This window comes from Piscibacillus salipiscarius JCM 13188, assembly GCF_001311865.1.
In the GTDB taxonomy this organism is placed as follows: Bacteria; Bacillota; Bacilli; order Bacillales; family Alkalibacillaceae; genus Piscibacillus; species Piscibacillus salipiscarius.
Genome location: NZ_BBCD01000017.1, coordinates 56,300 through 69,076, shown reverse-complemented (window position 1 = coordinate 69,076; position 12,777 = coordinate 56,300). Strand labels below are relative to the sequence as shown.

13 protein-coding genes and 5 pseudogenes are annotated in these 12,777 nt (G+C 35.5%); 12 read left to right on the top strand and 6 right to left on the bottom strand.

All coding sequences use genetic code 11. The features are described 5' to 3' along the window. Positions 1–12: 12 nt before the first annotated feature. Genes JCM13188_RS19210 through JCM13188_RS12095 form a run of 3 tightly spaced genes read right to left on the bottom strand, consistent with a single transcriptional unit; the run spans position 13 to position 2,825 of the window. A complete protein-coding gene (locus JCM13188_RS19210) occupies positions 13–177 on the bottom strand; it encodes a hypothetical protein (RefSeq protein WP_279401783.1) in 165 nt (54 codons plus the stop codon). A 13-nt stretch (positions 178–190) separates the two neighbouring features. Further along, complete coding sequence (locus tag JCM13188_RS19205; protein ID WP_279401782.1) at positions 191–952, bottom strand: UPF0182 family protein; 762 nt, start codon at positions 950–952, stop codon at positions 191–193. After that, on the bottom strand, positions 945–2,825 hold the full coding sequence (locus JCM13188_RS12095) for a UPF0182 family protein (RefSeq protein WP_279401781.1): 1,881 nt from the start codon (positions 2,823–2,825) through the stop codon (positions 945–947). Before JCM13188_RS12095 ends, JCM13188_RS19205 begins: the two co-directional genes overlap by 8 nt. Before the next feature lie 263 nt (positions 2,826–3,088). Here JCM13188_RS12095 and JCM13188_RS12090 point away from each other — a divergent pair, with 263 nt between their 5' ends. Beyond that, positions 3,089–3,364, top strand: coding sequence for a DUF3219 family protein (locus JCM13188_RS12090; RefSeq protein ID WP_054754355.1), 276 nt, complete (start codon positions 3,089–3,091; stop codon positions 3,362–3,364). Between the two features lie 71 nt (positions 3,365–3,435). Here JCM13188_RS12090 and rpsD read toward each other — a convergent pair whose 3' ends face one another. The 3 genes from rpsD to JCM13188_RS12075 form a co-directional block, all read right to left on the bottom strand. Further along, a complete protein-coding gene (rpsD, locus tag JCM13188_RS12085) occupies positions 3,436–4,038 on the bottom strand; it encodes a 30S ribosomal protein S4 (RefSeq protein ID WP_054754353.1) in 603 nt (200 codons plus the stop codon). A gap of 229 nt (positions 4,039–4,267) precedes the next feature. Further along, a complete protein-coding gene (locus JCM13188_RS12080; protein ID WP_054754351.1) occupies positions 4,268–4,876 on the bottom strand; it encodes a hypothetical protein in 609 nt (202 codons plus the stop codon). A gap of 109 nt (positions 4,877–4,985) precedes the next feature. Next, positions 4,986–5,465: a free L-methionine (R)-S-oxide reductase MsrC gene (locus JCM13188_RS12075; RefSeq protein ID WP_054754349.1), complete on the bottom strand. Its 480-nt coding sequence runs from the start codon at positions 5,463–5,465 to the stop codon at positions 4,986–4,988. 108 nt (positions 5,466–5,573) lie between these two features. Here JCM13188_RS12075 and JCM13188_RS12070 point away from each other — a divergent pair, with 108 nt between their 5' ends. The 11 genes and pseudogenes from JCM13188_RS12070 (at position 5,574) to JCM13188_RS21085 (ending at position 12,740) form a co-directional block, all read left to right on the top strand. Continuing rightward, complete coding sequence (locus JCM13188_RS12070; RefSeq protein ID WP_054754347.1) at positions 5,574–5,981, top strand: TetR family transcriptional regulator; 408 nt, start codon at positions 5,574–5,576, stop codon at positions 5,979–5,981. Then, the gene (locus tag JCM13188_RS12065) at positions 5,975–6,181 is read left to right on the top strand and encodes a hypothetical protein (RefSeq protein WP_054754345.1); all 207 of its coding nucleotides are present in this window, start codon (positions 5,975–5,977) and stop codon (positions 6,179–6,181) included. The genes JCM13188_RS12070 and JCM13188_RS12065 overlap by 7 nt, the downstream gene beginning before the upstream one ends. A 222-nt stretch (positions 6,182–6,403) precedes the next feature. Continuing rightward, positions 6,404–7,279 (top strand): annotated as a pseudogene (locus tag JCM13188_RS19200) (septation ring formation regulator EzrA). Between the two features lie 25 nt (positions 7,280–7,304). Beyond that, a pseudogene (locus tag JCM13188_RS12050) lies at positions 7,305–7,982 on the top strand (septation ring formation regulator EzrA); the annotation flags it as partial. Between the two features lie 19 nt (positions 7,983–8,001). Continuing rightward, the gene (locus JCM13188_RS12045; RefSeq protein WP_054754337.1) at positions 8,002–8,307 is read left to right on the top strand and encodes a hypothetical protein; all 306 of its coding nucleotides are present in this window, start codon (positions 8,002–8,004) and stop codon (positions 8,305–8,307) included. A gap of 82 nt (positions 8,308–8,389) precedes the next feature. Further along, positions 8,390–8,833 carry a cysteine desulfurase family protein gene (locus JCM13188_RS21100; RefSeq protein WP_369404987.1) on the top strand — a complete coding sequence of 148 codons (444 nt, stop codon included), beginning with the start codon at positions 8,390–8,392 and terminating at the stop codon, positions 8,831–8,833. Beyond that, positions 8,823–9,524, top strand: coding sequence for a cysteine desulfurase family protein (locus tag JCM13188_RS21095; RefSeq protein WP_369404986.1), 702 nt, complete (start codon positions 8,823–8,825; stop codon positions 9,522–9,524). Before JCM13188_RS21100 ends, JCM13188_RS21095 begins: the two co-directional genes overlap by 11 nt. Positions 9,525–9,529: 5 nt before the next feature. Continuing rightward, positions 9,530–10,730 (top strand): annotated as a pseudogene (gene thiI / locus JCM13188_RS12035) (tRNA uracil 4-sulfurtransferase ThiI). Between the two features lie 77 nt (positions 10,731–10,807). Next, a complete protein-coding gene (locus tag JCM13188_RS12030; protein WP_054754335.1) occupies positions 10,808–11,005 on the top strand; it encodes an alpha/beta-type small acid-soluble spore protein in 198 nt (65 codons plus the stop codon). A gap of 150 nt (positions 11,006–11,155) precedes the next feature. Next, positions 11,156–11,761: pseudogene (locus JCM13188_RS21090) on the top strand (amidohydrolase family protein). Continuing rightward, positions 11,758–12,740 (top strand): annotated as a pseudogene (locus JCM13188_RS21085) (amidohydrolase). The pseudogenes JCM13188_RS21090 and JCM13188_RS21085 overlap by 4 nt, the downstream one beginning before the upstream one ends. Positions 12,741–12,777 lie beyond the last annotated feature (37 nt).

Sequence of the window (12,777 nt, the reverse complement as noted above, 5' to 3'; positions counted from 1 at the left end):
TTTTATGTTAAGTCAAGATTCACTTTTCTCTTTTAATAATTGAATCAATTCTTCATTTTGTTTAGTAATCTTTTCGCTGTTCTTGTAGAGCAATCTTAACCATCTTAATGCGAAGGCAATAATGAGTACAGGTAGAATCATGAAGAAGAATCCAATAAATTGAGATATTGCTTCCATATAATCCCCCCATTTATGGTGTAGAGTTTAAACGTTCCTCAATATCTTTCATAATCTGTCCAGCGCGTTCCCACTGTCCATTTGATAAAGCATTTTGGTACTGATCAAATAGGTCAGAAACTTCTCTTAATGTTTGTTCAGCATCGATAATTGGCTGATCATTCGTTTCACCATCATCTACATTTTCAGAATCTGAATCAGGATTTGGATTAACATCTGGAGCATTTCCAGGCGCACCGTCTTCAACCATTGTCATAAGTTCATCGAGTGCTTGATCGAAAGTTGGTTCCATGACAATGTAGTCTTCATAAGCTACAATTACCTGCTTCACCTCAGGAAGTGATGTAGCATTAGATGATTCAATATAAATTGGTTCCACGTAAAGAACTGTGTCTTCAATTGGATACGTCAGTAAATTACCTCGAATAACTTCAGAACCACCCTGAGACCATAAATTCAATTGTTGTGAAATGTAACTATCTTGGTTAATCCGGTTCTCAATTTGTTGTGGACCGTAAACATTCTCTTGTTTAGGGAACCGGTAAACAAATAATTCTCCGTAATTGTCCCCATCATTTCGTGCGCCCATCCATGCAATCATATTTTGCCTACTCTTAGGTGTGAATGGAATGGACAAAATAAACTCCTCCATATCTTCGTCTGGTAATGCCATTGTCGTATAATACGGATCCATGACAATGTCTTGGTTATAATATTTCTCGGTTGGGAACTGCCAAGCGTCTTCACGATTATAGAATACTTCTAAATTAGACATGTGATAAGTACCCCCATTTATCCGCCTGGATGGTAAATAATTTTTCCGGATAACGGAAATGAGCTCTAATATCTTCAGGTACATCTGTCGTGAACATGTCAGGGAACATGTTTTGATACGTCCTAAATAAAGGATCATCTTCATTTGCGACGTAAAAGTTTACATCTCCTGTATAAGCATCAACTGTTACTTTTACTGAATTACGGATGTAATTTAAGTTTTCTTCATACGGTTCAGCATAAGGATAATTCTCAGCTGTTAAATAAGCATCTAACATCCAAACGAGCGTTCCATCATCACGAATGACTAAATAAGGGTCTTGATCATAATCAAAGAATGGAGCAATTCTGTTAACTCGTTCTTTAATGTTTCTCGTTTGAAGTAATTGGCTTTCATTTGTTAATTGGTCTGAGACGAACATTCTAAATGAGCCTTCTTTTATAGAGAATAAAAGCTTATTGATGCCTTGAAGCGGTATACCACTGTTTGCCTCGTATCTAGTTGATGCATTGACTTCACCTTGAGGGTAATCAAACTCATCGACATTGGTGTTTACGATGACACTTTTATTATCTTCTTCACCAAAGTAAATTTGAGGGCGTTCAAGTTCAATAGCACCTTCTGTCGGTAAATCTTGTAATAGATATTCTGGTTGACCTTGTTGATCAATCTCATTTACATGGCTCATCGTTACACCATATCCATGCGTATAGCGTAAATTATCATTTACCCAAGTTCTGGCTTGGTCAGGCAAGTTGGTTGTATCTAATTCTCTTGCGCCAAGAAACACTTGACTATAATCGCCATCAATCATATAACGATCGATATCAATGTCTCTAAATTTGTAGTAGTTACGAATCGTTTGTTTTTGATTATACACATCTAATAGTGGTCTTGAATCATTCAGCCTAACATTGTCAATCGTTAACTGATTACGCTCAATTAACTCTTCACTTAGACTATTTTCACTCGGATGATCAATTTCGTTGATTTTTTCTAAGCCATAAGCTGCTCTAGTAAACTCGAGATTTCGTTCTAGATAAGGCTTTTCTTGATGAAATTCATTTGGTGATACAACGAATTGTTGAACAGCTACAGATGCTAACTGTCCTAAAATAACAATGGCTACGTATGTGGCGATTGGTATGAATACCGATTTAAGCTTACCACGTACTAATACTATAATCATCCACACGGTCGCAATCAAAGCAGCAGCTGCTAAGACATATGATTTCGGGATGTTAATAACATCATCTGTATAACTTAAGCCATAAACAACACTATCTTGAAAAACATTAACACTGTTCGTTAGCAACGTTCCATACGGTTCTAGTAAATGCTGAGCTGCCAAAATTAAACCGATAAATCCTACTGTGAAGCCGAGGTGAAGCTGAGCCATACGGCTTTTTCGGTACATTTCAAAAACTGAGTAAGCTCCGATTTCAGTTAATAGAACAATCACACTCAAACTGAACAGGACACCTAACACGAACTCTAAAAATGGAAGTATGTACAGATAGAATGATATGTCCATGTCAAAGTGAGGGTCAGTTTTACCAAAAGGCTCATAATTTAATACTTTTAATAAAGGTTCCCATCCTAACCCTTGAATTAAAATGGTTCCTAAGACTCCAAATATAATGGATACTACTAAAATAAGGGTCCAGCTCGTCTTTTTATGGAGGAGCATATTTGGAAGTACATTAGGATTCAAATAAGTTAAGTATGACTTTCGAATCCAATAAAGCGTCAAAATACCAATGAATAAAAACAATATAAAACCAATGGCTCCTAATGCGAATTTACTTGTTAAAATAGTTAGGTAGACATTTTGGAAATTTATTGTTTCCATCCAAATATAATTAGTGAACACCTGAAATCCAATAATCCCTAGAATTAAAATAGGTAAAATAATGAAGAAAATAAATTTAAGTCGTTTTTGTAAGTTTCTTAATATTTTCCGCTTGTTTTTATTTATTTGATCGAAAAAAATCTTGTTGATCCATGTTGACCTCCCTAAAAGTGATTTATTCCTCTTTGTAATACGTAAGAATGAGTCCAAAAGTTTCACTCACACATTAAGTTTAAGTTAAAATAAAAATAGATTCCAGAACTTTGGTAAATAGGAGGATTTTTGTGGCAGATATTCTTATTAACGATTACAAACTTGAAGCGGAGAAGTATGAACTAGAACAAAAGTATTCTAAAAAGTATTTAACTATTGATTTTAAAGTTTCTCATGAAATGTATCACGATGTTACAACTTTACTTTATAGAAATGACTTTGTCGTGAATATTCCGAGTGAAGAATTAGAATTTCAAGCTGAAATTTATACGTTTTGGACGTCGTTTACTAATTTATATGAGCAGGGTGCAGTAGGAGATTTTCATTTAGAGTTAATAGAAAAGTGATGGGCAGGTAACTTAAACCAAAAAACCTCGAATTGTTTAGTAACAATTCGAGGTTTTTGTAAGTTGACATATTAACGAGAGTAGAACTCAACGATTAATGCTTCGTTAATTTCTGATGGTAACTCAGAACGTTCAGGATAGCGGTTATAAGTCGCTTCCTTGTTATCTTCGTTAAATGTTAAATATTCAGGTACGAAGTTGTTGACTTCGATTGCCTCAGCAATGATGTCAAGATCCTGTGATTTCTCACGTACACCAATTACTTGACCAGGTTTAATACGGTAAGATGGGATGTCAACACGACCACCATCAACTGTGATGTGACCATGACCAACTAACTGACGAGCTTGACGACGAGTGCGTGCAAGACCAGCACGGTAAACAAGGTTGTCTAAGCGAGATTCAAGTAAGATCATGAAGTTCTCACCATGAACACCTTTCTGTTTAGCTGCGTCGTCAAAGATACGACGGAATTGACGTTCAGTTAAACCATACATGAAACGAAGCTTTTGCTTCTCTTGTAACTGAAGTCCATATTCTGATTGCTTTTTACGCTGGTTCGGACCATGCTGACCCGGAGCGTAAGGGCGTTTTTCTAACTCTTTACCTGTACCAGTTAGAGAAATGCCGTAACGACGTGATTTTTTCCATAGAGAGCCTGTGTAACGTGCCACGAGCGTCTCCTCCTTTATATATTAAATTTGCATAAAATAAAAAGGATGTGTCCCACACCATGCTCATTTTGCATTCATGTACCTTCGCTCCAGCAGCAGAGAGTTACGCGATACACCTCATCTAGAGGTACAAAATGATGACATAGCAAGTTCACCTAAGCTGCCTTTTATTTTACACAAAGGATATTATATGAAAAATTAGCGGAGGAGTCAAGTGTTAAGTGGAAGATTATAAGATGACTTTTCTAATGTTTCGAATAGAAACCTCGTGTTCACCTATCATTTCAAAGAATGTGCTTTGGTTTTGCTTCATTTCGTTTACTTTTTCTTTTGTTTCAAGAACTGCTTGTTTAATGACGCTTTGCTCTTCTTTTAGATGGGATAAATCTTCATAAATTGGCCTGAGGTCGTCTTTCGTCGCAAAGTTCTTAAGTTCACTTCTGAGTTCGTGTAGGTCGTCTTTAGTGGCGAATTTTTTGAACTCACCTCTGAGCTCTTGCATATCCTCTTTCGTTGCAAAGCTCTTAAGATCATCTTTAGTAGCGAAATTCTTAAGATCATCTTTAGTAGCGAAGTTCTTAAGGTCATCTTTGGTAGCGAAATTCTTAAGATCCTCTTTAGTAGCGAAATTCTTAAGATCCTCTTTAGTAGCGAAATTCTTAAGATCGTCTTTAGTAGCAAAGCTCTTAAGATCATTTTTCGTCGCAAACTGAGACATGGACTCCTGTGTTGCTTTAAGCTCGTCCCTCATTAATTGCTGATTCGTCTCAAGAGATGTGACTCTTACGTTTAGACTTTGGAGTTCAGCTAATATTAAATCCAGTTTTTCTTCAGACATAATATTGTCTCCTCTCAAAATATAATAATTATTATACCACGATTTAGTCGAAAAATGGCACAAAAAAACACCAACTTTTTCAGAAAAAAATTGGTGCTATAAGCGCGGTTTATAAATGTTTCTTTAACGTTTCGACAAATGCTTCTAAATACTTCTGATCTACTTCATCAAAACGGTTTTTAATCGGACTATCAATGTCTAACACTCCGTAAACTTCTTCATTCATGATGATAGGAACAACAATTTCCGATTGACTTTGGGCATCGCAAGCAATGTGACCAGGGAACTCGTTAACATCTGGGACGAGCATGGTTTTACGTTCTGCAGTTGCTGTTCCGCAAACACCTTTTCCATCGGCAATTCTAACGCAAGCAGGTAACCCTTGAAATGGACCTAAAACTAGTTCCCCATTTCTCATAATATAAAAGCCAACCCAATTTACAGTATCTAAAAATTGGTTTAACAAAGCACTCGCATTAGAAAGGTTGGCTACAGCGTCTGGCTCGCCTTCTAACAAACTATCTAACTGTTTAACTAAAAGTTCATAATTTTCTTCTTTTGTTCCGTTGTATTTTATTGTGTCAAACAATGTGATACGCTCCTTTATAAATGTTTGGTAAAATGTTGTCATAAATTCTATAAAATTAAAAGGTATTTTACATTTACAATCGAATTATAGAGACAAAGAGGTGATGTTATGTCAAACGATAGTACAAGACAAAAGATTATGGATGCTGCCGCTCAATTGTTCTATTACAACGGTTTCAAAGGTACATCTGTTAGAGCAATCACCGAAAAAGCTAATGTAAATGTATCGTCTATTAATTATCATTTTAAAAACAAACAAGGATTAATTGAATATATGACAGTAGATTATTTTGAGAAGTACTTAAAGCTTCTTGAGCACATTACTCAAGATGAACAAGCGTTAACTGATTTTAACGTTTTGTTTAAAGCTATTGAGGAAATTATACATTATAAATATGAACGTTTTCAATTCAGTTGTTTAATCCAGAGAGAGTTATCTTTAGATAATATGTTTATCCGTGAATTGTTTTCTACATATGTCGCGAAAGAGAAGTATTTATTTAAAAAAAAATGTTAAAAGGTTTCTCAGAAGAGTGGGGTTTTAAGGCTTTAGAGCAAGATATTTTATATATTCAGCTTAAGAGTTTAATTAATGGTCCATTTGTCTACGCACATGATTGGCAAGACCATTATCAGTGGGATCAAAGCGGAGAAATGTTTATCAAGAAGTATATGGAAACGTTTAAAAAATGGTTTTATAGAAATGTAAATGTATAAAATTTGACTTTTTATGTTGAAAAAGCTAAAAATATGGCAAATTCTACTTTAAAATATGATATTATAGAGTAAATGTATTAGTCGTAGTGTTAGGGGGCTTTTTATGGAACTTGTAATCGCCATTATCATTGTAGCAATTGTTCTATTTATTATAGTTGGGGCCGTCATGCGTAAAAAAGTATATCAGCGTGTTGATGGTTTAGAAGAGAAAAAGTCCTGTTAATGAATCGCCAGGTAGCGGATGAAATGAGTAAAGTGAGGAACTTGAATTTATCAGGTGAAACGGAATCTTTATTTGAATCTTGGCGAGATGAGTGGGATGACATTAATGATGAAGTTTTCTCAAATGTTGAAGAAGATTTGTTAGATGCTGAGGAATCAGCTGAACGCTATCGTTTTGGAAAAGCTTTCAGGATTCTGAATCATGTGGAACGTGAATTAAACCAAGTTGAGAAAACAATTGATGATATTTTTAAAGAAGTTGATCGCCTCCTTCATTCTGAAAAAGATAGTCGTGAAGAAATTGAAAAAATAAAACCACGAATTAGCGAAGTTAGAAAAGTTGTTCTTCAAAATGGTTATCAACTTGGAAAATCTGAAGTCGTTTTTGATGTTGAATTAGATGAAATTGAACAAGAATTAAATGAATACGAAAACGTTAACGGCATCAGGAAATTATACTGACGCCCAGGAACTAGCTCAAAAGCTAAGTGAACAATTGAGTGAACTTGAACGTAAAGTCAGGTATTCCCAGAGTTGTACCGTTCATGTAAACAAACTCTACCTGAAGATTTAGACCATCTTCAAAATGGAATTCGTGAAATGCGTGATGATGGATTCCAAGTACAATTACTTGGTCTAGATAAAGAGATTCAAACTCACCATGAAACCCTCATCCAAATGATTGATGAACTAAATAAAGGTCAAGATCAAGGTGTTAGTGAAAAAATTGAACAAATACAAAGCCGGATCGTTGAGATTTATGACGAACTTGAAAAAGAGGCATTAGATAAAAATTATGTCGTGCAAAAATTAGAAAAGATGGAACTAAAACTCGAAGCTGCTGCTAAACGTTTGCAGAGATTAAAGATAACGTGATGGAAGTTAAAGAAGTTATCATTTAAATGATGATCAATACGAACGACAATATCAATTAGGTAAATCCCTTGATCGTTTAAATAAAGAAGCACAAAGAATTCAAGGTATGATTGAACAAGAAGAAGAGCTCTTCTCTTCAATTAGGATAGAAATTGATGAATGGTTTGCTGATTATGAAGATTGGGAACATGCATTAAATGATTTTGATGAGTTTCTACATAATCTTAGAAAAGATGAACTCGAAGCTAGGGATCAGATTACAACCTTAAAAAATGAGATTATCCAAATTAGACAGCAATTGCAAAAGAGCAATTTACCTGGCATTCCTCACTATATTAATGAATTAGTAAATGATGGAAGAGAAGCTGTCTTAGATTCTTTACAAGCTCTTGAGGAGCAGCCATTAGACATTGAACGTGTTAATCAATCTATTGATAAAGCCGAGAAATTGGTGGGCCGAGCTGTTGAGCAAACTAGTTTACTGGTTGATCAAGCACAGCTTGCCGAAAGAGTTATTCAGTATGCGAATCGCTATCGATCAACATATCCTTTATTAGCAGCTCAAATTTCTGAAGCTGAAGCTGCGTTTTTGAACTACGATTATGAATTAGCTTTAGAAAAATCATCAAAGGCTTTAGAAGAGATAGAACCAGGCGCACTTAAACGCTTAGAAGAGGTTATGACTGACACAACGGTTTCATAATGTTGGGAGGGTGAATCATATGGATCGTGTATTAATAGGTGTGGTAGGCACTTTGTTTGTTACGACCTGGGTAGCGGTAATCGTCTTATTCGTGAATTCAGATGAACCTAAGCAGATTGTGGCAAATACTCACCAAGAAATTCAATCATTCCAAATTCATGCTAAAGATTCATCCACTTTTTATGCTTTAACTTCACCATCTTCTAAAAAAGGAAAATCATTAGATGAAATGGTTTTATCGCGAGATGATGAAGGGGTATCCATAGACGATCTATTAGAGTATTTTGATTTAAATAAACCAAAGAAAGCTGCTCCTAACTCATAAGGGGTAGCTTTTTTAGTTGATAATCATTCTTTATTTATGTTATTATAACTCGATGCAAAAAGACGTTGATGGGAGTATTAAAATGATCTATTTAGATAATAGTGCCACAACAAAACCAGCGCCTGAAGTGCTTAAATCCTTTCAGTCAGTGGCGATGAATTATTTTGCCAATCCATCATCTATACATGAAGTTGGCGGGGAAGTTGAAAAACTTCATCAAAAAGCTAGAAAGCAAGTCGCAAATCTTCTTAGAGTTCGAGAAGACGAAATAATTTTCACCTCTGGAGGAACAGAAAGTAATAATTTAGCATTAAAAGGGATTGCACATGCCCATTTAAATAGAGGGAATCATATTATTACGACTCAAATTGAACATCCTGCTGTACTTCAAGTCTTTCAGGAACTTGAAAATGAAGGTTTTGAAGTGACTTATTTACCAGTCAATTCATCTGGTGTTATTAACATGGATGACTTGAAAAAACGCCTTAACAGAACAAACTATATTAGTTTCCATTATGCATGTTAATAATGAAATTGGTTCTATTCAGCCTATTGAAAAAGTAGCTAAGTTACTAGCAAACTTTCCGAAAGTGACATTTCATACGGATCATGTTCAAGGCTTTGGTAAAATTCCACTACCTTATGATTTGAAAGGATTAGATTTGGTGACGATTTCTGGTCATAAAATACATGGTCTTAAGGGAACAGGTTGTTTAATTAAAAAGAAACATGTTCAGCTTAAGCCACTTTTTCATGGTGGAGCTCAGGAGTCTGGCATAAGACCTGGTACTGAAAATGTTGCTGGAAATGTTTCTCTAGCTAAGGCAATGAGGTTAGCTTTAGAGAAGCAGGATCAATATAAATCGCTTGAATCTGTTAAACATAATTTATTTGAACAACTTTCATCCGTTGATGGAGTTACCATTAACTCACCGCAGGATGGAGCCGCGCATATTTTTAATTTTTCTGTTAGTGGATTTAAACCAGAAGTGATTATACATGCCTTAGGTGAAAAGGACATTTATGTGTCGACAAAATCCGCCTGTTCATCCAAACAAGATGAGCCGAGTCACGTTTTAGTTGCGTGTGGAAAGGAACTAGAAGCTGGTGCTGCTATTCGCGTGAGCTTAACCATTGATCAGAATGAACAAGAATTAGATGTTTTTATAGAAGAAATTAAACGTGTGATTGAACAATATAAAAGTATAATGGGGTAATTGACATGATTTATAATCATATTTTAGTGAGATACGGAGAACTAGCCTTAAAAGGAAAAAATCGAAAATCATTCATACAGATTTTGAAAAACAATGTGGAAAAGAAGCTTAATGACTATCCAAATATTAAAGTAAAAGCTAGAAGAGACCATATGTATATTCTCTTAAATGGCGAGGATTACGAGGCTATTTTAGAGAAATGTAAAGATATTTTTGGAATTCAATCGTTTAGCTTAGCTATGAAAATTGAAAACGATCAAGAGAAAATTAAAGAAGCTGCTTTAGAGGCATTACGTTTAGAATCTGGTGAAACCTTTAAAGTAACTTGTAAGCGTCCGAATAAAGATTTTCCAATTGGTTCTCAAGATATGAATCAAATTTTAGGTGGGCATTTACTAAGTCATACGGATGGTTGGACAGTTGACGTTCATCAGCCAGATGTAGAGTTGCGCGTTGAAATCAGACATGATGCAACTTATATCACATCAAAAAAATACAAGGTAAAGGCGGTCTTCCCGTAGGTACGACTGGAAAAACTTTATTATTACTTTCTGGTGGAATCGATAGTCCAGTTGCTGGCTACTTAACGATGAATCGTGGAGTTGAAATTGAAGCGATTCACTTTCATTCACCACCGTTTACAAGTGAGAGGGCTAAACAGAAGGTAGAAGATTTAGCGAGAGTTTTAACAAAGTATGGTGGAGACGTTAAACTACATTTAGTTCCTTTTACAGAAATTCAGCAAAAAATCTTTCAAGAAGCGCCTGAAAATTATGGTATGACTATTATGCGTAGACTTATGATGCGTATTAGTGAAATGGTCGCTAAACAGCGTGATATTTTATCGATTACGACTGGAGAAAATTTAGGACAAGTGGCTAGTCAAACAATGGAAAGTATGCACACCATTAACGAGGTTACTAATTATCCAATTATTAGGCCACTCGTAGCTATGGATAAAATTGATATTATCGACATTTTCAAAAAAATGGTGCTTATGAGATTTCTATAAGACCATACGAGGATTGTTGCACGATTTTTGTACCAAAGTCTCCAAAAACGAAGCCTAGAAGAGACAAAGTTAATGAGTTTGAAAGACCAATTGATTTTTCTATGGATATTGAAAAAGCTTTAAACAATATGGAAACAGTGACATTTAGCGCGACAGACGAAGAAAAAGAAGACGAGTTTGAAGACTTATTATAGCTTGATTTCTTCCAAGTTTTGCATTGTATTATAACTTTCCCGTTGCTAACAATAGTTAACGAGGAGGTGAAAATCCAATGGCAGATCGCAACAACTCAAACCAATTATTAGTTCCTGGTGTTGACGCAGCGTTAAACCAGATGAAAACTGAAATTGCTCAAGAGTTTGGTGTACAACTTGGTCCTGATTCTACTTCTCGTTCAAACGGATCAGTAGGTGGAGAAATCACTAAACGTCTTGTTCAACAAGCACAATCACAAATGAATGGTCAATAATTAAATAAGAAACATTATCTAATACTCTAAGGGCAGTTTTGAAACTGCCCTTTTTTGATTGTCAAAATAGAAGCGGTTTAAGTTGAATTTTTAGTCAAAATGGTAGTAGTATAAGGTCAACGAACTAGAAATGTATAAGGGGGACGACAAATGGGGCAACTATGGTTTGGTGGAAAGATTTACACAATGACTGGTCCCGAGAATATGGTTGAAGCCATTTACACTGACCACGGAAAAATTATAGAAACAGGTTATTTAAAAGATCTGAAGAATAAATATAAACAACAAATAGATGATGAAATTAGATTTGAAGGAGTATTGTTCCCAGGATTTATCGATAGTCATCTACATATAATTGGTCACGGTGAAAAACTTCTTCGCTTAGACTTGTCTGATGTTCAATCAAGAAAAGAAGTCATTCAAAAGTTCAAATCGCATCAAACCAATTAAGTGAAAACGAAATGGCTGATTGGTGAAGGTTTTAATGAAAATAACTGGGATGAACCCATTATGATTCACCGCAAGGAGTTAGATGAAGTTTCGAATGGCCATCCAGTTGTTTTAACACGAATCTGTCGACATGCTTTAGTGGCTAACTCTAAGGCTATGGAAATTTCAGGCGTATCTGAGGAGACGGAGGATGTACCTGGAGGCGTTATAGAAAGAGATTTTTATGGTCACTTAACAGGGGCTTTTCACGATCAGGCACAGGAATTGATTAAATCGCATATGCCTACCCCTGATTTAGATTTTTGAAGAAGGCTATTCAAACATCGGTTAGAGATTTATTATCTAAAGGAATTGTTTCTGGCCACAGTGAAGATTTAAGTTATTATGGTGGCTTTAGCAAAACATATGAAGCTTTCAAACAAATCATACCCAATCAAGAATCTTTTAGAGCTCATTTATTAGTGCATCACCTAGTAGTAGATGACCTGCACGCTGAGGGTCACCAATCGCAAGAGAAGGATGATTGGTTGGAATTTGGAGCTATGAAATTATTTGTTGATGGCGCATTAGGTGGTAGGACTGCACTCTTGTCTGATTCATATTCGGATGATCCAACTACAAATGGGGTTGCCATTCATACGGATGAGGGTTTAGAAGAATTGGTTAAAAAAGCTAGGGATTACCAAATGCCAATTGCCACTCATGCTATTGGTGATTTAGCAGCTGAAAAAGTTATTGATTTAATTGAGAAATATCCGCCTCCACAGGGGATGAAAGATCGATTAATTCATGGGCAAATAATGCGCCCTGAGTTAATTGAACGCCTTAAAGGAAAATCAGTTATTATAGATATTCAGCCGCTTTTGTTTCTTCTGATTTCCCATGGGTAATCGACCGGGTCGGTGAAAGGCGAGCGAATCAATCCTATCCGTGGAAATCATATATTCGTGAAGGCATATTATGTGGCGGTGGTTCAGATGCTCCAATTGAGATTGTTGATCCGTTAACCAGTATTGATGCTGCGGTTAATCGTAGGTCAACTTATGATGGGATGACTTATAACATAAGTGAATGTTTATCAGTTTATGAAGCATTTGAGTTGTATACGGTTAATCCTGCAAAAATCATTGGAAAAGAGCATGTTCAAGGACAAATTGAGGCAGGGTTTTATGCTGATTTTGTAATTTTAAATCAAGACCCTTTTTTAATTGAAATAGAAAATCTTCATAACATTAAAGTTGAAAAAACCATAGTGAATGGGAAAGTGGTTTATTCATCTACATGACAAAAGCGTTTGGATTTACTTCCAAACGCTTTTCTAT

Coding starts and splice junctions, on each gene's coding strand:
- JCM13188_RS19210 (WP_279401783.1), bottom strand. CDS start 177: ATGGAAGCAATATCTCAATTTATTGGATTCTTCTTCATGATTCTACCT.
- JCM13188_RS19205 (WP_279401782.1), bottom strand. CDS start 952: ATGTCTAATTTAGAAGTATTCTATAATCGTGAAGACGCTTGGCAGTTC.
- JCM13188_RS12080 (WP_054754351.1), bottom strand. CDS start 4,876: ATGTCTGAAGAAAAACTGGATTTAATATTAGCTGAACTCCAAAGTCTA.
- JCM13188_RS12070 (WP_054754347.1), top strand. CDS start 5,574: ATGTCAAACGATAGTACAAGACAAAAGATTATGGATGCTGCCGCTCAA.
- JCM13188_RS12065 (WP_054754345.1), top strand. CDS start 5,975: ATGTTAAAAGGTTTCTCAGAAGAGTGGGGTTTTAAGGCTTTAGAGCAA.
- JCM13188_RS12045 (WP_054754337.1), top strand. CDS start 8,002: ATGGATCGTGTATTAATAGGTGTGGTAGGCACTTTGTTTGTTACGACC.
- JCM13188_RS21100 (WP_369404987.1), top strand. CDS start 8,390: ATGATCTATTTAGATAATAGTGCCACAACAAAACCAGCGCCTGAAGTG.
- JCM13188_RS21095 (WP_369404986.1), top strand. CDS start 8,823: ATGCATGTTAATAATGAAATTGGTTCTATTCAGCCTATTGAAAAAGTA.
- JCM13188_RS12030 (WP_054754335.1), top strand. CDS start 10,808: ATGGCAGATCGCAACAACTCAAACCAATTATTAGTTCCTGGTGTTGAC.